General features: G+C 37.9%; 21 protein-coding genes. 6 read left to right on the top strand and 15 right to left on the bottom strand.

All coding sequences use genetic code 11. The features are described 5' to 3' along the window. Positions 1-39: 39 nt before the first annotated feature. The 14 genes from HDE70_RS01740 to HDE70_RS01675 all read right to left on the bottom strand — a co-directional run bounded on the left by HDE70_RS01740 (position 40) and on the right by HDE70_RS01675 (position 13,125). Positions 40-1,995 (bottom strand): ATP-binding protein, encoded by a 1,956-nt coding sequence (locus HDE70_RS01740; RefSeq protein WP_183887664.1) that lies wholly within the window; start codon positions 1,993-1,995, stop codon positions 40-42. 129 nt (positions 1,996-2,124) lie between these two features. Beyond that, positions 2,125-2,499, bottom strand: coding sequence for a hypothetical protein (locus HDE70_RS01735; RefSeq protein ID WP_183887662.1), 375 nt, complete (start codon positions 2,497-2,499; stop codon positions 2,125-2,127). Between the two features lie 30 nt (positions 2,500-2,529). Next, complete coding sequence (locus HDE70_RS01730; RefSeq protein ID WP_183887660.1) at positions 2,530-3,159, bottom strand: DNA-3-methyladenine glycosylase family protein; 630 nt, start codon at positions 3,157-3,159, stop codon at positions 2,530-2,532. Positions 3,160-3,183: 24 nt separating this feature from the next. Beyond that, the gene (locus HDE70_RS01725) at positions 3,184-3,702 is read right to left on the bottom strand and encodes an HlyD family efflux transporter periplasmic adaptor subunit (RefSeq protein WP_183887658.1); all 519 of its coding nucleotides are present in this window, start codon (positions 3,700-3,702) and stop codon (positions 3,184-3,186) included. Between the two features lie 12 nt (positions 3,703-3,714). Beyond that, the gene (locus HDE70_RS01720; RefSeq protein ID WP_183867752.1) at positions 3,715-5,889 is read right to left on the bottom strand and encodes a peptidase domain-containing ABC transporter; all 2,175 of its coding nucleotides are present in this window, start codon (positions 5,887-5,889) and stop codon (positions 3,715-3,717) included. A gap of 17 nt (positions 5,890-5,906) precedes the next feature. Then, complete coding sequence (locus HDE70_RS01715) at positions 5,907-9,035, bottom strand: lantibiotic dehydratase (protein ID WP_183887656.1); 3,129 nt, start codon at positions 9,033-9,035, stop codon at positions 5,907-5,909. A 4-nt stretch (positions 9,036-9,039) separates the two neighbouring features. Further along, positions 9,040-10,236 (bottom strand): lanthionine synthetase LanC family protein, encoded by a 1,197-nt coding sequence (locus HDE70_RS01710; RefSeq protein ID WP_183887654.1) that lies wholly within the window; start codon positions 10,234-10,236, stop codon positions 9,040-9,042. Positions 10,237-10,319: 83 nt separating this feature from the next. Further along, positions 10,320-10,505: a class I lanthipeptide gene (locus HDE70_RS01705; RefSeq protein ID WP_183867755.1), complete on the bottom strand. Its 186-nt coding sequence runs from the start codon at positions 10,503-10,505 to the stop codon at positions 10,320-10,322. A 75-nt stretch (positions 10,506-10,580) separates the two neighbouring features. Further along, positions 10,581-10,751 carry a class I lanthipeptide gene (locus HDE70_RS01700; RefSeq protein ID WP_183867756.1) on the bottom strand — a complete coding sequence of 57 codons (171 nt, stop codon included), beginning with the start codon at positions 10,749-10,751 and terminating at the stop codon, positions 10,581-10,583. 72 nt (positions 10,752-10,823) lie between these two features. Then, positions 10,824-10,991 carry a class I lanthipeptide gene (locus tag HDE70_RS01695; protein ID WP_157287913.1) on the bottom strand — a complete coding sequence of 56 codons (168 nt, stop codon included), beginning with the start codon at positions 10,989-10,991 and terminating at the stop codon, positions 10,824-10,826. Between the two features lie 74 nt (positions 10,992-11,065). Continuing rightward, positions 11,066-11,236, bottom strand: coding sequence for a class I lanthipeptide (locus HDE70_RS01690; RefSeq protein WP_183867757.1), 171 nt, complete (start codon positions 11,234-11,236; stop codon positions 11,066-11,068). A 73-nt stretch (positions 11,237-11,309) separates the two neighbouring features. Next, entirely contained in the window at positions 11,310-11,477 is a 168-nt protein-coding gene (locus HDE70_RS01685) for a class I lanthipeptide (protein ID WP_183867758.1), read from the bottom strand. Between the two features lie 206 nt (positions 11,478-11,683). After that, positions 11,684-12,139 (bottom strand): hypothetical protein, encoded by a 456-nt coding sequence (locus HDE70_RS01680; RefSeq protein WP_183887652.1) that lies wholly within the window; start codon positions 12,137-12,139, stop codon positions 11,684-11,686. 35 nt (positions 12,140-12,174) lie between these two features. Then, positions 12,175-13,125 (bottom strand): heme-binding domain-containing protein, encoded by a 951-nt coding sequence (locus HDE70_RS01675; RefSeq protein ID WP_183887650.1) that lies wholly within the window; start codon positions 13,123-13,125, stop codon positions 12,175-12,177. Positions 13,126-13,392: 267 nt separating this feature from the next. On the opposite strand from HDE70_RS01675, the gene HDE70_RS01670 reads away from it, so the two are divergent. Together HDE70_RS01670 and HDE70_RS01665 are read left to right on the top strand one after the other, a co-directional pair. Further along, a complete protein-coding gene (locus HDE70_RS01670) occupies positions 13,393-14,412 on the top strand; it encodes a sensor histidine kinase (RefSeq protein WP_183887648.1) in 1,020 nt (339 codons plus the stop codon). Next, on the top strand, positions 14,393-15,154 hold the full coding sequence (locus HDE70_RS01665) for a LytR/AlgR family response regulator transcription factor (RefSeq protein ID WP_183887646.1): 762 nt from the start codon (positions 14,393-14,395) through the stop codon (positions 15,152-15,154). The genes HDE70_RS01670 and HDE70_RS01665 overlap by 20 nt, the downstream gene beginning before the upstream one ends. A gap of 3 nt (positions 15,155-15,157) precedes the next feature. Here HDE70_RS01665 and HDE70_RS01660 read toward each other — a convergent pair whose 3' ends face one another. Next, a complete protein-coding gene (locus tag HDE70_RS01660; RefSeq protein WP_183887644.1) occupies positions 15,158-15,523 on the bottom strand; it encodes a winged helix-turn-helix transcriptional regulator in 366 nt (121 codons plus the stop codon). A 248-nt stretch (positions 15,524-15,771) separates the two neighbouring features. On the opposite strand from HDE70_RS01660, the gene HDE70_RS01655 reads away from it, so the two are divergent. The 4 genes from HDE70_RS01655 to HDE70_RS01640 all read left to right on the top strand — a co-directional run bounded on the left by HDE70_RS01655 (position 15,772) and on the right by HDE70_RS01640 (position 19,447). Beyond that, positions 15,772-16,887 (top strand): sensor histidine kinase, encoded by a 1,116-nt coding sequence (locus tag HDE70_RS01655; protein WP_183867764.1) that lies wholly within the window; start codon positions 15,772-15,774, stop codon positions 16,885-16,887. A gap of 18 nt (positions 16,888-16,905) precedes the next feature. Further along, on the top strand, positions 16,906-17,346 hold the full coding sequence (locus tag HDE70_RS01650; protein ID WP_183867765.1) for a response regulator: 441 nt from the start codon (positions 16,906-16,908) through the stop codon (positions 17,344-17,346). 48 nt (positions 17,347-17,394) lie between these two features. Continuing rightward, positions 17,395-18,918, top strand: coding sequence for an ATP-binding protein (locus HDE70_RS01645; protein ID WP_183867766.1), 1,524 nt, complete (start codon positions 17,395-17,397; stop codon positions 18,916-18,918). A gap of 367 nt (positions 18,919-19,285) precedes the next feature. Beyond that, positions 19,286-19,447, top strand: coding sequence for a lmo0937 family membrane protein (locus HDE70_RS01640; protein ID WP_183867767.1), 162 nt, complete (start codon positions 19,286-19,288; stop codon positions 19,445-19,447). The last annotated feature ends 27 nt before the right edge of the window (positions 19,448-19,474 follow it).

Here is a 19,474-nt window from a genome sequence, read left to right as displayed (position 1 = left end):
ATAGCTGTTTGCTGATCAGTATGCAGCTATTCAATTGTATTATCTTTTATGGACATATTTAGCAATTTTTGAATATAGTTCCATCGGGTTAAAGGGTTTAGAGATATAATCATTCATCCCTGCGTCCACTACCTGTTTATTGATTTCGGCCAAAACAGATGCTGTTAAGGCGATAATTGGTAATTCTTTAAATCGTTTGCCAGGTAAATTTCTGATGGCCGTACTGGCTTCATAACCATCCATTTTTGGCATTTGCAAATCCATCAATACCACATCATACTCATTTTCTTTTACCTTTTCCAATGCTTCAACTCCATGAATTGCATAATCGATCTCCAGATCCCATTTCTTCATAAATTTACCTGCTACTATGGTATTGATCTCATTGTCTTCCACAAGCAACACCTTAAAACCGGCAAGACTTTCAAAAACTAAAGCTGGCATGGTATAACCTGATTTCTTCTTGCTTTTTTTAAACTGCAAATCAAAAAAGAAAGTTGATCCCTTACCTAAAGTACTGTCTACAGAAATTTCACCGCCTTTTAGTTCAATTAACCTTTTGGTAATGGCCAGTCCAAGTCCTGTGCCACCAAAACGCCGGGAGATATCCGCACTGGCTTGTGTAAAGCTTTCGAAAATATAATCTTTCAGGGCAGGCTCAATACCAATTCCTGTATCGGTAATTGTAAAACTGATATCAACCAGATCGCCCGTTAATTTCTTTAGTGCAAGGTCTACAATTACATAACCTTCATTGGTAAATTTCAGTGCATTACTGATCAGATTATTTAATATCTGAGTTAACCTGACCGGATCTCCGATCAAAATTTCAGGCAGATTTGAATCTATGTTGATATTAAAAAAGATTTCTTTCCCCTGTGCATGCAGATTATGGGCTTGCCTGATACTGTTGATCAGTTCGACTAAATTGAAATCTATCTTTTCAAGGGTAACTTTACCGAGTTCAATTTTGCTATAATCTAATATATCATTGATAAGACTTAATAAACTCTCACTTGAAAACTTTAGTATATTCAGATTTTCAAGCTGATCGGGCCTCGGGTCTTCCTGTAAAAGCAAATGAGTCATGCCAATTACTGCATTCATGGGTGTACGAATTTCGTGACTCATGTTGGTAAGAAATTGTTGTTTAGCTAACATAGCTTGTTCTGCTTTCTCTTTGGCTTGCAACAGCGCTATTTCGGCATGATATTGCTGGGTAATGTCTAAAGCAAAGCCAGTTATAGCCCCTTGCTGATCAGGACTCGGGAAAACATTGTTTTGATAAACGAATTCTTTACCATCACAATTAATTTTGCTTATAAACTGGCCAGGCATACCGGCTAATGCTTTTTGCAATTCACCAGCTGCCGCAGGAAAAGATTCAAAAGCATTTTTGCCAACAAGTTCATTGTTCTCCAAACCTACAGCTTGTAATCCCGAACCGATAGACCTCGTAAATATCCCCTGTGAATCAACTTCATAAATAATAACTGGCAGGTTATCCAGTACTCCATTTAACAGGTGGCTTTTCTCTTCCACTTCTTTTTGCAAGGCTACTTGTTCTGAAACATCCTGACAGAATACAGTCATACCGTTTACCTGACCTTGCTCGTTATACATTGGGTTACAGATCATGCTGAAAGATGCCCTGTGTAATTCCGGATTACCAAATTCTTCGACAACTTCGACTGTTTCACCTGCCATCACCCGCTTGAATATTTTCAGGGTTTTGTCTCCATCTGTACCGCCATTCATCCTGGCCAGATCCAGGTAGTTATCTCCAATTTTGAGATCAATACCTCTTCCTGTCTTCACCGTCTGCTGATGTGATTTATTAAAGGCTGTATAATTAAAGTTTTTATCGAAAGCGAAAATACTGGCACTAGTACTTTCCAGAACAGATTGAAGAATAGTAATTTTTTCTAAAAGTTTTGCCCTGGTTGGTTGGCCGGCATAAGTACCCGTCTCACTAATTCCTTGTAAATACTCCATTTTCCCTGATTAGATTTGCGTTGTCAACAACCTGATATAACAATTAATCAGCCAAAGAGTCGTTATCTACATAATATCAGGATATTAAATCAGATAAACGGAACAATTTTGAATCAGCTATGAGCTGAGCTAATGATAAAAATGGACTTCTGCATTAGGGATAAATATGCGAAGTATCAGTTTTAATACAGCGGTAAGACTCCGCGTTGTTCCGAGAAGAATACTTCCTTTTAGTATGAAATAAGCAGTTCCATTGCTACTCATCTCCTGTTCTTCGTTCCGGTTTTTGAGGAGCATCGTGGTTAAAAACTTAACTATAAAATACCAGATCAGAAACCATAGGAATGCTAATCCCAGGATGGAAGCAACTGCTTTTAATAATTCCTGGATTATCTTGGCTGGATGTATCTTAACCAAATTATATACGGTTTCAACAACAATTCTGACTACAGTTGTGATCACACTGGCCCCCCGATAAGAACAAAGAGGCAAAACATATTTCATAGGAAATTCTCAATTTCCCCTCTTCATCGTTTATAACACTTTGTGACTTAAGTAGTAATGCCAGAGCATCATGCTAGCAACTGTCCTGTAGGGCTTCCATTTTACAGAAATGTCCAGAATTTCGTCCTTAGTCGTACTTAGTGGAAGTAATTTAATCCTTTTCAGTGCATTTACAGCTGCCAGATCTCCAACAGGAAAAATATCTGCACGGCCGAGTACAAACATCAGGTAAACATCTACGGTCCAGTTACCAATGCCTTTTAGTTTGGTTAAAGCATCACGCACTGCTTCATTGTCCAGCTGATTTAATTCTTCAAGATCAATTTGTCCATTTAACAGGGCTTCAGCTAAAGACCTGGTATACAATATTTTTTGCCGGCTAAAGTAACACGCTTTCAACTCTTCATTGGTCAGGGACAATATATTTGCAGGTGTAAGTTCTGGTAACCGCTCTTTCAACTTGTTTAAGGCAGCTAAAGCGGATGCCAGAGAAACTTGCTGCTCCAGGATAATATGGACCAAGCTTTCAAATGTATTCGGCCTGGTCCACAGTGGTGGATAGCCATAAGCAATGATAATATTGCCAAGGTCTTCGTCCGCTTTTGCCAGTTGATCGCAAATGGAATGGTAATGATTTAACGTTGTAATTTGTCCGGACATCTTCTGTTTTACTGGCACATTTCCTTAATTATCGCTTTTAAATATACTCCTGCTCAGTCGCTGCAAGATAGTAACATCTTGCGTAATGATTTCTGCATCAGCCATCATTTTATCTTTTAATAATATATGTCCCGGCAATGCGGATAAATCATTGTTAAAATCAACCTTTGAAATGAAAATACTATCCCGCTGAGGAATCGGATCTATGTATTTAATAGTACCTCTGATAGTACCATAAGTTTGATAAGGATATCTTCTTAACTTAATCAGTACTTCCTGCCCTTCTTTAACTTTGGTCAGCATATTTTGCGGAACAGCCATTTGTCCATAAAATTTCTGATCGGCTGAAGTATCAATTTTCAATGTAGTGATCACAAGGTCAGGATATTTAATAAAAGCAGAAAGTCCTGTGATTAAAATCAGGAGCACAAAAAACATAAAGATCCCCCAGCGCAGTAACCACGAAGGAACTGAGGTAATAATTGCTTGAATTGCAGGGCTATGAACTACCTGCTGACTATTTTGTTTTTTTACTGATGGCATTTTAAATGTTGATTATGTTCCTAACTCCAGCTGATTTTTGACAAGCAGATAATAAGCCCCTTTTAACTGGCTCAATTCCTGGTGTGTCCCTTGTTCAATGATACGCCCCTTATCCAGTACAATGATATTATCAGCATCCCTGACTGTACTCAACCGGTGGGCTACGATAATTACAGTTCTTCCCGTAAAAAATTCTTTGAGATTATTCATGATCGTCCACTCGTTATTAGCGTCCAGTGAATTAGTAGCTTCATCAAAAAAGATATACTCGGGATCTTTGTATACGGCACGGGCTATTAACATCCGCTGTAGCTGTCCCTGACTTACGCCATTACCTTCGGCACCGATCATTGTATTTAAGCCACGCGGCAAACCATCAATAAAATCCTGGATGTTAGCTACTCTGATGGCGTGGTTCAATTTCACCGGATCAGCAGGGATTTCACCTACAGCAATATTACGTTCAATCGTATCAGAAAATATAAAGCCGTCCTGCATCACTACGCCGCATTCCTCACGCCATGCTTTATAGCTGATACTGTTCAATGATTCAGTTCCAATGTTGATTTCACCATGATCGGGTTGATAAAACCTTAACAATAACTTCAGGATTGTAGTTTTTCCACTACCGCTCATCCCTACAATTGCAGTTGTTTTGCCTTGTGGGATTTTCAGATCAATGTTCCGGAGTACGGGCAGATTTCCTGTACCGGGATAACGAAATGATAACTGCTCAATACTGATATCTTTCTGAGCTGGAAGGGTGTCGTTCCATTCTTTATCCGGCTGCTCTTCATCATCCATCTGATAAATTTCATTTAGCCGTTCCAAACTGATCCTCGCATCCTGAAAGCCTTGTATGAAACCAAGCATTTGTTCTATGGGCCCGTTCAGTTGTCCAATAATATATTGTACTGCGACCATAGCACCCAGCGTCATATCTCCGTCTATCACTGCTTTAGCGCTTAAAAATGCGATCAGCAGATTTTTTCCTTCGTTAATTAGTGTTGATCCGCCTTGCTGATACTGGCTCAAAGCCAGGTTTTTTACATTAACATTAAACAGACTTGCTTGAATATCTTCCCATTCCCACCGTTTCTGCTGTTCGCAGTTGTTGAGTTTGATTTCCTGCATCCCGGTAACCAGCTGTACTACATTGCTCTGGTTTTTTGCTGATATTTCAAAACTTTTATAGTTAAGTATCTTCCGGCGATTAAGAAACAGGACAATCCAGCCCATGTATAATGAACTGCTGATCAGAAAGACAAAAAAGATAGTGAGATTATAATAAGCAATCACTACGGAGAAAATCAATAAGTTAAAGATAGAAAACAGGGTAGTTAATGCCGTTCCTGTCAAAAAGGTTTCTATCTTCTTCTGATCATTCATCCGCTGCATAATATCACCAGTCATCTTGGTATCAAAAAAGACCATTGGGAGCTTCATCAGCTTGATAATGAAGTCGGTCAGGATAGAAATATTAACCCGGATACTGATATGCAATAATATCCATGACCGGATAAAGTCTACACTGATACGTCCAATAATCAATGCTCCTTGTGCGATAAGAATGATATAGATAAAATTAAGGTTACGGGTATTAATTCCGACATCCACAATGGATTGCGTTAAAAATGGAGCAATCAATTGTAATATACTTCCCGCAGCCAGACCAAAAACCAGTTGAATAACCAGCTTGCGGTAAGTTTTGAAATAGCCAAATAAAAATGACCAGCGAACTTCACTGCCTGCTTCATTTTCATGTGCATAAAATTCAGGAGTTGGAGTTAAGGTGAGGGCTATACCTTCAGTACTTTCCTTATCTATCCAATTCCGGGAAAAGTCTTCTGCGTTAAGTTTGACATGTCCATTTCCAGGGTCAACAATGAAGTATTTATCGTTCTTTATTTTATGAAGTACCACAAAGTGATTCTGTCTCCAGTGCAAAATTACCGGCAATTGGGTTTCTCCCAATCCCTTCAAACTGGTTATAATCGCATCGGACTCAAATCCAATCTTTTCCGCAGCATTATGAATACCTAACAGGGATACTCCTTCTCTGTTGATTTCGCAGTATTGCCTCAATGTTTGCACTTTAAAACTGCGCCCGTAATGTTTAGCTACCATGCGAAGACAGGTGGGACCGCAGTCCATCAGATCGAATTGTTTGTAAAAGGGAAAACTCATGAAGCGCTTTGTATTTATTATTGAGTAATAGCTAATTTAGGTACATGGGTTGAGATAGCCAGTTGTGAGCTGTAATATTTTTCCAGAAAATGATATATAACCAATTCATGTTTCCGCGGATTATTGACCAGCAAACGATTCAGATACATATGCAAGAGGCTTTCCATAAGGTCGTCGGGAGGTGTATGGTTACCTTGTTTAAGCAGAATAGTTTGATAAACCACGCTGTTCATGGCCGACCTTTTTTGATAAACGGCCACCGCTTCTTCAATCTCATTTAATTCATCCAGATCAGCATTCATATGCAAAAAGATACTTTTCTGTTTTTGGCGATATTTCTCATTCAGTTGTTTTTGTAATCCTGGATCACTGCCAAATTCTCTGAAAAACCCCATCTGGAGCCTTTTTAACAGCTCTTTTTTCTCAAGAGTTGTATAACCAAAATCGGTTAAAAGCATATCTGCTCCTCTAAGTGCAAATAAAAACCGGTATTCTTCTAATTCAGGACTGTCCAGCAGTCTGGCAAATTTGAGTACTGCCAGGCTATCATTGAAAAACAGAGATTCTACTTCTGTTATAATGGGCGCGCCATAACGTTCCAGCTCTCTTGAATAAGTATCCAGCACTACTTTACTGATCAGGTTATTGGCAAGCAACGGTTCCAGTTTTTCCATGAATTGTTGCTGAACTTTCAATTGCTTTGCTAAGTCTGAGTTGTAAAATCTGACCCGGATGTGAAAAGATTCATCGATGTACCGGATGAAATGAAATTTCTCAAATAAGTTTTGATCGATACCGTCTTCCACAAATTCCAGCAGTTCGTTTTTCAGTATTTTTTCACCTGCTGTCGGCCCGCAATAAATTTTGAAAAACAACCACTCACTAAATGGAGAAAACTTTCTTTTAACCTGGATCTCATTCTTTGGAGAGGCCAGGTCAATTTTCACGGTACGTTTTACCACACTATGATCTGAAACGCCTTGTTCCCTTTTTAAGGGGATGATCAATTCATTGGTATGCGGATTTCCATTTGCGTCGTAAACGATACAGTTTTCATTGGTAAACAGGAATTCTTCAAGCTGCACACTTTCATAACGTTTCAGATAATGAATAAACAAGTCAGCACCTGCTTGTTGTTCCAGGTCAAGTAAAAGCTTATTGTCGTGTTCCACATAAGCAACTTTCTGCGGGATCTGGTATTGAGTTCTCAGTGCCTGGCAATAGCTCAAATAGTCATTCCTCTCTTTTGGAATAGCTGGCAACTCTTCTTTTTTAAGGATCCATCGTGCTTTTCTGACGATTAAATTTTTGTAAACAACCCTTGGCAGATAAGTCAGCGAAGATAATACGCCCCAGTTCCAGGCATCAGGTTGTGCTTGTCCCTGCGTTTGCAAGTCACATAAGAACTTATAAACGGGTAAACTCCGGGTGGAGAAATTATGAGCAGAAGTAAGCTTGGGAAGGATATATTTATTATGTTTTTTACTCCTCAAAAGTACTTTATTGTTTTTAACGCAAACCATGATATCTTCTATAGGTATTTGATTTTCTGGTGTTAAACCAGATTTCCCGATATAAGGTATTTCATAGTTACGCAATAGAGGTCTGAGCAATACATTACCGACCCTGGCTTGCGGAAGGTGTACAATATCTGCATAAATATGATCCGGGAATTCCTTCTCTTCTTCTTTAAGGATGTCCTTTGTAAAATCACAGAGCTGCTGATCTCCATGAGCAAATCTGGACAGGAGATTACCTGAAGAAGTCCCTCCAAAACTGAAAAGCTCAAAAATGAAATTTTCTGCATCCAGCTTACCGTCAGATTTCAACAAACTTCCCATCAGGTGTAAGCTGTTTGAAAATTTATAGTTTGCAATCCTGGGCCTGAATGATTTTAATTCTTCCTCAGTTATTTCAATAGTGCTTTTTTGATGTTGAAGATAGTCGTTATGTTTATGCAGAACAAATTCCTGTATGTAGTCAAAATTTATAGTTTTTCCGGCAACAGGGCCTTTTAAAATGAGGTTTTCAACCAGCCTGTTTTCGCCGGCTGAGGATTGGTCACTCCCGGCATAACCTATGCCCAGCTCTGCATCTAATGCTAATGATAACGGGACTTCTTCAAATTCATAACGCGCCGAAAACTTAGTTTTAAAGTTATTCAGATCCCTGCCTTCGCCCGACAAGCTCAGCGCGTATAAGTCTTCGGTTTGTTTAAGAATACGGTCAATAATACTTTGATCGATTGTCTGCCCTTTTGCAGCAAAGAAAAGATCAGTTTGCAATAGATTTGGTGGAATTTCTATCGGGAAATCGAGTGCTTTTAAGCTATTTTCTATTTCTTTATAGTAGCTCACTCCTGCCTTCGGGTTCTTGATCAGCTGTTGACCTTCCTTTAATTTCACAAGTAATTCATCGACATGATGAAGCGTTTCTAAGCGCTCAATTAACAGATCCAGGGGATCTTTACCGGTAACACAGGGTTCTAAGTCTGATAAGATAAGTTGCGAATCAACCATATCGGTAATAAATTCAGCAGCCTCTTCCAGACTTATATTTTCATGACTTTTAAGTATTTGTGCCAGACTTTCCAGTGTAGCGCCTTTTTGGGCTGCCAGAAGAATTTCTGTTATATAATTTGTCTTTTCTATAGAGGTGAGCTCGTAAACACGCTGCGTATCTATCAAAGAATAAGTTGCATAGCGATAACTGTCCGGGAGTTCGTATAGGCTATTGTTCGTAAAGAACTTAAGCTGTCTGACAATTTCAGGAACAGTGTTCAGGTAAGTGATAATTTCGTTAAGATAGTTCATATCCAAACGGACACTACGGATATGCTGATCGGCATGACCCAGCTGAAGGTTAGTTTCTTCTGCTTTGATGTCTACCAATTTAACGCCCGCCAATGTACCATATGGTGTACATCTGCTACAACTGCGCAGCCAGTATTTGGCAAAGGACAGCTCCAGTTTTTCCTTTTCTTTTGTGCTAAGATCATTCTCTTTTAACAGTTCTTTCCAGAATTCGGGTGAGGATAAATAGATTCCTTCCTGAAGCAGGGTTTGTCTGTTTGCCGAAAAGTCATTGGCTAAGTTCAGGCTCTGCAATGGAGCGCGCAGTAAAACAAAGGAATAACTTTTAATCATATATTTAATCATTAAGCATGATGCAGTAATCCCAGCTAAAATCTCCGGTGAGGTAGCTGAGAAGTACCAATCCAATTCCACTTATTCCATTTAATAATCCATAAGAGTTTGTATATTTTCCACTGGCATCTGGTGAATAGGATTTGAAACCTGCATAGCCATCCGGGTGGATGGAAAAGTCTAATGTTTGCTGTATCCAAAAGTCGCAGGCTTCTTTGAAAACAGGGTTTTTAGTGTAATGCCACATTTTATTGTAAACATGAGCTATACCTGCACTGCCATGACAAATCCCGGCGTCCCTGACCATAGTTTGTTCTTCACTTCTTCTTTTGGAGGTATGTATAAGTATTTCTGTACCCAAATCTTTCAGGGCAGTGTCTTCAAAAACCACCCCGGCCTGGTAGAGTACAAAACCTATGCTTAAGTCTCCATAACACCATCCCACACGACTGTATCCTTTTGCCGGCTCATCGAGCATCAATATATTAGGGAACAGGCTGTTATTGGTATTTCTGTTGATAGTTGACCTGAACAGGTCTGCGATATCCAGTGCCAGTTTTTTAGCAGCTACAGAACAGATATTCTTTTGATAACATTGCAGACAGAATTTTAAAACACTGATTAAACCGTGTGCCATACCCAGGTTAATTTTATTGGGTACAGGTACTAGATTGGTCAGATCAAAATGGGCAATAAACATTTTATCTGGTGACTGATAGGCAAGCTTATACAGCAGCTGAAAAAATGTTTCCTGAAATGTAGTGTATTGATTTGTTTGCGCATATAATGAATGGTAAGCTATTCCGATGGAACCATGAAGAAAGTCATAATTTCCATCTTTCAGGTAAAGAATAGCCTGCTCAAATAATTCAGGGTCATCATCGCATAGTATTTCCCAGTTCTCTTCGTCTAATACATCCTTAGCTTTTAAATAGGAAAAAAACCAGTTAACCCCTGCTTTACCAGAGGAAAAGAAAGGACTGGGACAACCAATTGAATCTTCAGAAAGTGTTTGGAGATTATTTTCGAAATCCTCTACATTGTCAGCGTGGTTTACCGCATCGATACCAGTATAGCTGATATAAAACTGGTCGAAAAGACAATATCCTGCTTCTCCGTCAAGGAGCGATGGCTGATAATAATCATGGGTTTTGAGTGATAAATATATTTTATCAAGTATAGTTTGAATTTCGTCTTTCATAAAAAAAATTAGCCGTCAACTGTTTAGTACGGAAGAATAGCCAGTTTATAAACTGGCTATTCTTCATCCTTAAGTTTTTAAACTTAATTGCCTACGGGTTCAACACCGCACATTGCTATATCTGTAAATTCACAACAGATTCTCCTGGTAACAAGTGTAATTGGTGGGATTACTCCACCATAAATTTTACTCATTTCTCCTGTTGTCAATGAAGCAACTTTTTCCTTTTTCAGGCGCAGTCTTTCTGAATTCAATTTAATTTTTTTCATTTTGTAATGATTTTAGGTTAAATAAATTAGTTCTGTTTTGTTAAGATTTAAACATGGTTAGTTTAATCTAAAAGACTAAGGTTCAACTGGACAGATTAAAATATCTGTAAAGTCGCAGCAGAATTTCCTGGTAATAGTCGTTAATGGTATTCCACCATAAACTTTACCCATTTGATCTGTAGTCAATGAAGCAACTTTTTCCTTTTTCAGGCGTAGTCTTTCTGAATTCAATTTAATTTTTTTCATTTGATAATGATTTTAGGTTAAATAAAAATTGTGTTTTGCGAAGATTTAAACGTGATGTGTTTAAATTTAAGACTAAGGCTCAACAGGACAGATCGAATCTGACAGGTCGCAGCAGAATCTTCTGGTAATAGTCGTAACTGGTATTCCACCATAAACTTTACCCATTTGCTCCGTGGTCAATGAAGCAACTTTTTCTTTTTTCAGACGTAGTCTTTCTGAGTTTAATTTAATTTTTTTCATTTGGCAATGATTTTAGGTTAGATAAATAATTGTGTTTAATTAAAATTTTAACGTGACTTGTTGAAGTATAAAGTTTAAGGTTCAAGAGAGCAGATTACTGGATCTGTGATGTGGCAGCAGAATTGTCTTGTCAGCGTTGTCACTGGTAATCCACCATAAACTTTACCCATTTGATCTGTAGTCAATGAAGCAACTTTTTCTTTCTTCAAACGAAGTCTTTCTGAATTCAATTTAATTTTTTTCATTTGGCAATGATTTTAGGTTAAATAAAAATTGTGTTTAGTTAGAATTTTAATGCTACGTATTAAACGCAACATCCTAAGGCACTTCAGGGCAGATCACATCTGAAAAGTCACAGCAAAATCTTCTTGTAGCAGTTGTTTCTGGTATTCCACCATAAACTTTACCCATTTGATCAGTAGTTAAAGAAGCAACTTTTTCTTTTTTAAGGCGCAATCTTTCTGAATTTAATTTAATTTTTTTCATTTTGTAATGATTTTAGGTTAAATAAAATAAATATGTTGATCTAAAATATTGATTTTTTTCTAAAATCAAAACATGTCATTTTTATGTTACAAAAGTATCAGCATTATTTAATTGATAAATCTGTCATCATATATCGTTATTTAATAAGAAAACGCCATATACCAGTAACTAACTAAAAAACAGACGAATAAAAAAAATATTCCTGTTTATGGAAATAAAGAAGCTTTTTGTTCAAGGATAAATTTAATCCTGGCATTCTTATCCGGTTGATCAGGCTTGGCTGTACCGTAATATTCAATGGTATATAAAGGGGTTATACCCTCCTTCTGCTGTACGGTACGAATAGTTTCAACCCGGAGCAATGCCCCATTAATTTTACTGCCATACCAAAGTTCATGATCCTGCTGCTCAAACGTGGCCAGTTTAAAAACTTCACCAGCTACATGTCCATGATCCCCTTTGATACTATACTTTAATGCTGATTCATTACCATATAGCATAGACATGATATTTAATTTTTCATTGGCATAACTGGTCACAACTTTTAGTTTGCCGCTGTTGAATTCAAGCGCCCTGATCGTAATCTTTTTATTTGCTGCTGGTACGCAACCATTGCTGATCAGCAGGAATCCGGTTAATAAGTATAACAGATAAGTTTTCATATATTTTGATATTTAAAAGGTTAATTTTTAACAGGTTATTTTTTAGTGGATAAATCAAACACGAATCCTGTTGGCTTTACGGCCTGGTGACAAGCGATACATTTTTTAAAGCTTGCCAGTGTACCGTAAGGTTTTAATCCTGGTGTATCGAATCTTGCAAAGCCCCACCCTTCTGTAGCACTGAATTTTTCTTTATCCCTAACCATATATTGGATATTTATAAATTTTCCCGGACGGATATTTCCTTCTTTATCTTCTAGTTTTTCCCAGACTACTTTTACAATCACAGCGCCTTGCGGCCATGGATTGATATTTTTATCTCTGATGGCCTGAGCTGCGATCGGATTTGCATACATCACACGCATTGTTCCATTGTCAAAACGGGAGGTCGTACTCATGACCTGCCAGTTTCTGTACTCAGGCATGTGCTTGATTCCATTTACAGAAACCGGAACCGTCTGCTGAACAACTTGCTTCTTTTGCCATTGACGATACTGGATAATCGCGCTGTTTATTCTGCTGGTATCTTCTACAGGCGTGATTTTCAAAGTATAGAGATAGCTTTTTAAAACAGAAAGCTCTGCTGAAGAAACTTTTGCTGAAGGGTGGAAGGTGGTATAAGATTTTAACGGCATTTTACCGGCATTCACCATATTACAGATCTCCCAAAGTGTAACCTTCTGATCGGCCGGAGATAAGCTGGCCCATTCGGAAAAATTAATATGCTTTCTGGCTTCTGTAACATCCCTGGCTACTACAGAAGAAATAATTGGTAGTTTATCATACCATTGCAGTTGAGTTTCGTTAGAATGACAGTTGTAGCAGGCACGCTCAAAGATCTGCTTAACCCCCGGTGGAACCTGAATTTCACCGGTAACGGGCGGATTAGATATGGCGCGCGCATTAGTTAAGGAGACAATTATGATAATAGTTAAGCATATGGTTAGCATTACCGCTATGATTTTGTGTCGTTTTGAAAGTTTCATTTTGCTTGTTTTTTTTCCATAAAAGTACCCTATCAGCAACCCCCGCAGTTTGTAATATTCAGTTGAATCCGGCGAATTGAGAGTTGAAATGGACAAGCTGATGATGAGCCTTGAAATCAGAATAAACAAGGCATAAATTAGAACTGGAGCTTGAACCCGGCTTATGCCAATTACAGGATCAACATTGTCTATTCCAGCTTGATCCATAAATTATATCTCCCTCCCAAATCATACTTTCGTTGTAAATACTATATTTGATGTGGCGATATGAATAAGAAAACATTTAAGATTTCGAATAAAATAATATGGCTTAGCTCTCTTCTATTAGGCATATTAACGTCTGTTCCAAAAATTGCCGAACATCATTTTAACCCTTATGAAGCACTGGTCGATTCCACTGTAACCTTTCTGTTTGCAGTGCTGATCTGGTATTATAATATCCTTACGCTTCCGGTTTATTCTTCAAAGGATGTAAGTAATGGTTTTTCTGTTATGCGTTTGGTTAAGGGCTTATTTTTCGGGATCGCAGTGATGTTTATCCTGGCTTGTATCCAGCAATATCTGTTATCACATCTGAATTTTGGCCCGGTGATGTTAATGTTTGAAGTGAGGGGTATCCTGGTCAATATTGCTTTTTATATGTTTCTTCATCTTTTACATCAGAGTTATCAAAATCAACAGGTAGGTATAGAGCTGGAAAGAACTAAAGCAGATAATCTTGGTGCACAATATGAACTGCTTAAACAGCAGGTAAATCCACATTTCTTGTTCAATAGCCTGAACACCTTAAAATATATGGTGGAGAGTGAGGATGAGCATAGTGTAGATTTTATCCTTAAACTTTCTAACTTTTACCGGTTTACGCTGGAAAGCCGTAAACTTGACCTGATCAGGCTTGCTGAAGAACTGGAAATACTGGATGCTTATGTGTTCCTGTTGAAGGCGCGCTTTGAAGAGGGAATTGATCTTTCTATTGATATCAATCCGGATTATGAGCAGTCTCTTATCCCTCCTTTTACGCTTCAGCTTCTGGTTGAAAATTGTATCAAGCATAACATTGTATCTTTTGATAAGCCCCTTAAAATCAAATTATACTCAGAAAAGGATATACTGGTTGTTGAAAACAGGCTTCAGCTGAAAACTACCCGCGAAATTTCCACGGGACTGGGATTAGAGAACATTAATCAGCGCTATACACATCTTTTAAATAAGGCAATCGAAATACAGGTCAGTGAAACCTTATTCAGTATCAAACTCCCTATTATCTATGAAAATAATCATCATTGAAGACGAGCTTAAAGCAGCAAAATCATTGGCTAATATGATTTCCAAATTAAGACCTGCGGCTACAATTATTGCGCAGCTGCAAAGTATTGAGAGTGCAGTCAGTTATTTTTCTGAGCATGAGCAGCCCGATCTTATTTTCATGGATATTCAGCTTTCTGATGGTCTTTCTTTCGAAATCTTAAAATCGGTTAAAATCCAGTGCCCTGTCATCTTCTGTACTGCCTATGGTGAATATTCAATGGACGCGATCAAAGCAAATGGAATTGATTATTTACTGAAGCCTTTTTCTAAGGAAGAGTTGAATGCGGCTTTTGAAAAAGTAGAGAATTTCAAAAACTTTTTTCAGCAGCATTCCCAGCCTGATTTAGATGGATTACTAAAGAAGATTGGCCTGGATGAAGGAAAGAAAAGCTTCCTGGTTTTTAAAAACAACAAGTATCTGACTATACAAACAGAAATTATTGCTTTTATTTATATCAGGAACGATTCTGCTACGTTGATGACTTTTCAAGGTCAGGAATATGCAATCACGCAGTCTATGGATCAGGTACAGAGCTTACTTTCATCCAAACAATTTTTCAGGTTAAACAGACAGTACCTGATCAACTTTAGTGCGATTAAAGAAGTAGAGCATTATTTCGACAGGAAACTATTTGTTAACCTGGTTATTCCCAGCCCTGATAAGTTACTGATCGGTAAAGAAAAGACGAGTGGTTTTTTAAGCTGGCTTGAAAACAGATAAAACTTATTTACCGGCCGGATCTTTTCCTGCTATAATTTTCCTGTGTGCTGTCCCCCATTTGATCATCTCCAGGATAATTGGGCCAAATGATTTACAGTAGTCTGTAGATTCATAAATCACCTGGATATCTGCATCTCTGTCAACAGTTCTTTTCACCAGGTTATTCAGCTCCATATTTTTCAGCTCCCTGGACAACATCCTTGTCGTAATGCCGGGAATACTTCTTTCTATTTCCCTGAAGCGTTTATTGCCATTACATATGGAATTGATAATTGGGAGTTTCCATTTCCCTCCGAGTACGTAAAGTGTATCTTTTAGTGCTTGCACCTCTTGTTTTTGATCTCTTTCAATTTTTTCAGCAGATTTCATTGGTATAACTGATTACAAAGTTATATCACTTTGTGATCAAATTAAAATATAAGGGATGAACAGGTTACGCAGCAGCAAATCCCTGAGATAGCTTAAAAACATATATATGTTGTTTTAAACAAATACCGGCTAATATTATGGTAGCTTTAGAAACTAATAAAAGGTTTTTTCCTTCCTGCCCGAATTAATAGGTTTCATTACATTTTATTTCCACCATATTTTTAAATACGACCTTGCAAGTTATGCATATGAAAAAAAACGATTCTGATGAATTAATCATTGCGAACAGAGAGATCGTCCTTCAAAACAAGGAAATCGAAAGCCGGGCAGCGGAACTGATCATTGCGAACAAGGAGTTGCTTTTTCAAAATGAAGAGAAGGAAAACCGGGCAGCAGAATTGGTTATTGCGAATAAAGAGCTTGCTTTTCAGAACGAAGAAAAAGAAAACCGGGCAGCAGAGCTGATCATCGCCAATAAGGAGCTTGCTTTTCAGAATGAAGAAAAAGAAAACCGGGCAGCTGAACTGATCATCGCCAATAAGGAACTTGCTTTTCAGAATGAAGAGAAAGAAAAAAGAGCTGAAGAACTCAGTATAGCGAACAGGGAACTTAAAAATGCACAGGATGATATTCGTAAATTAAATGACGAATTAGAGCAAAAAGTAATTGAACGTACGGCACAATTGGAGTCTGTGAACAAAGAACTAGAATCTTTTTCTTATTCTGTATCACACGATTTACGCGCACCGATCAGAGCGATCAATGGCTATACGAAAATTCTGAAGGAAGATTATGCGGAAACATTCGATGCAGATGGAGTAAAAATCCTTCAGGCTATCATCAGTAATTCAAAAAAGATGGGCGAACTGATTGATGATTTACTCGCATTTTCAAAACTTGGAAGGAAACAGGTTACTGTATCTGATATTCAAATGACCGGTCTGGTGAATATGGTTCGGGAAGAATTATTGTTCGAAGATGATGAAAATATACCTGAATTTGAAATGGGCACACTTCCAAATGCTAAAGGGGACAAATCTCTGATTAAACAGGTATGGATCAACCTCATTTCCAATGCTGTTAAATATTCCAGAAATAAAACACAAACTAAGATTGAAATCGGTGCTTATACCAAAGACAATCTCATTGTATATTATGTAAAAGACTACGGAGCTGGATTTGATATGCAATATTATGATAAGCTTTTCGGGGTTTTTCAAAGATTGCATTCTCAGGAAGAGTTTGAGGGCACAGGCATAGGTCTGGCCATAGTGCAAAAAATAGTGCAGCGCCATAATGGAACAGTCTGGGCCGAATCAAAAGTAGATGAGGGGTCGTGTTTCTATTTTAGTCTGCTGGCATAAATCATAAAAAAAAGAGAAATGAGCTATCATAACGTTGAAATTTTATTTGTTGAAGACAGTACTGATGATGCTGCATTAACTATTCGTGCGCTTAAAAAAAGTGGCTTTACCCATAAGCTATACCATGTTATTAATGGTGCAGAAGCATTGGATTTTATTTATTGCAAAGGAGCTTATGCAGATAGAAGCGATAAAGAATTTCCCAAACTTATCTTACTGGATTTAAAAATGCCTAAGGTATCTGGTTTACAAGTACTGGAAAAATTAAAAGCGGATCAGCATCTTAAATCTATCCCTATTGTAATGTTAACATCATCCAATGAAGGCCCGGATATTGAAAAATGTTTCGCGCTGGGTGCAAATAGTTATATCGTTAAACCAGTTGACAGTGATAACTTTTTTAATGCGGTAAAAGAGATCGGTTTATACTGGATGGTTTTAAGCCAGCCAGCACATTAACATCATTTACACTGATTTCCCTACTCTAATTTTCATGTCGTATTGATAATGGCACTAAATCTTAAAATACTTATTCTTGAAGATAACGAAAGTGATGCTGATCTGCTTAAACGTGAGTTAAAAAAATCAGGACTGAACTTTACGGCTGAAATTGTCCAGACACGTACAACTTTTGAAAACGTACTGAACAGTTTCGATCCCGATCTTATCTTATCGGATTACTCACTCCCATCTTTTGATGCGGCTGAGGCATTCCAAATCAAACAGAATAAACATCCTCATATTCCATTTATCATTATTTCCGGTACAATTGGAGAGGAGAATGCTGTGGAGCTGATTAAGGCTGGAGTAACCGACTATGTTTCTAAAAGTAAGCTATTTACATTATCCACAAAGATTAACAGAGCGCTAAATGATACGCAGGCACGAAAAGAAAAATTAATCACTGATGAAAAGTTAAAAGTTATCAATCAGGAGCTTTTAGAACTAAATCAGGAGCTGGAAGCAAGGGTTACGCGCCGTACTGAAGCCCTTGCTGAAAGTGAAAGCCGGTTCCGCAGTATGATGGAAACAATTCCACAGATTGCCTGGACAAATACAATTAAAGGAGATGTCGTTTTCTATAATCAGCGATGGTATGATTATACCGGGTTCAACGATCAGCAGACAAGAGCTCTGGGCTTTAAAGCAGTAGTCCACCCTGATGACCTGAAAATTGGTTTTGACCAGTTCAGTTCTATCCTTAAAACTGGTAATGGTGGTGAGTTTCAAATCCGTGTAAAACGGGCAGATGAGCTTTACAGATGGCACCTGATCCGCTTAATGCCGATTATGGATCAACAAGGATTGATGCAGCTTTGGGTAGGTACAGCGACAGATATACAGGAACTCAGGTTACTGCAACAGTATAAAGACGATTTTATCATTATTGCCAGTCACGAGCTTAAGACACCGATAACCAGTTTAAGAGGATCTCTTCAGCTTTTGGATAGAATTAAGGATAATCCTCCTGCGGGTGCTTTGCCAAAATTGATCGGGCAGGCAAACAGAGGCTTGGAAAAAGTAAATACGCTTATCGAAGATCTGCTGAATTCCAGCATGGCCAATCAGGGTCAGCTTCATATCCGTCAGCAGCATTTCAATCTTTCGGAAGTGATTAAGGATTGTTATCAGGACATCATCAGAGATGGCCTATATACAGTCAGTATTGAAGGTGACATGGAAATAGAGGTCTATGCTGATCATGTACGAATAGAACAGATAGTTGCTAATTTTATTAATAATGCGATAAAATATGCTCCTGAATCAAAAGAAATACGCATCCGAATAGATAAGGCTGATACCGTAGTCAAAGTATCAGTGATTGACAAAGGCCCGGGTATTCCACCAGAAAAACTTCGGTATGTTTTTGACCGTTATTACCGTGCAGAAAGTTCTGGAAGCCACTATACAGGTTTGGGACTTGGACTTTATATTTGCTCAGAAATCATTAAAAAACATAATGGCCAGATCGGAGCTGAAAGTGAATTAGGTAAGGGCAGTACTTTCTGGTTTACATTGCCTGTTGAGTAACTAACTCACCCAGCACTTTGCATCTGAAACTAACTCCAGATAAATTAGTAAGATAACTAATAAAATAATCACAATTCTCAAAGTAATCTCTAGTTGCTTTTTCATAACTTTTAATTGAAATATTGACTCCAAGATATTTCAATAAGCATTATTAAGCCAGATAATAATGTATTAATAAGCCTATTTTAACCTTGAATCAGACATTTTCTGGGTTCATATCGTCCAGTTGTTTATCGATATTAACCGATTCAAAATAAAAATGTAAAACATTTAGTGCGCCCCCATGTTTAATCAATCCGTCAGCTTTATTCCTCTAAATAAAAGAACTGAATGCGCTATGACGGGTTAAACTTATTAAATCAAACTTATGGGAAATCTACTTTACATCGTCGCCGTAATATTAATCTTATTATGGATTTTCGGATTCTTTTTTAACGGCTTCGGACCAGGTGCCGGTGGCTTAATACATGTGCTTTTAGTGATTGCCGTAATCGCAATTATACTCAAAGTAATTAATAGAGCATCTTAATAAGATTACAGGGGTTATTTCAACCCA

This window comes from Pedobacter cryoconitis, from assembly GCF_014200595.1.
GTDB classification, from domain to species: domain Bacteria; phylum Bacteroidota; class Bacteroidia; order Sphingobacteriales; family Sphingobacteriaceae; genus Pedobacter; species Pedobacter cryoconitis_C.
The sequence above is the reverse complement of the archived record's forward strand: the minus strand, read 5'-3'. Positions and strand labels throughout refer to the sequence as shown.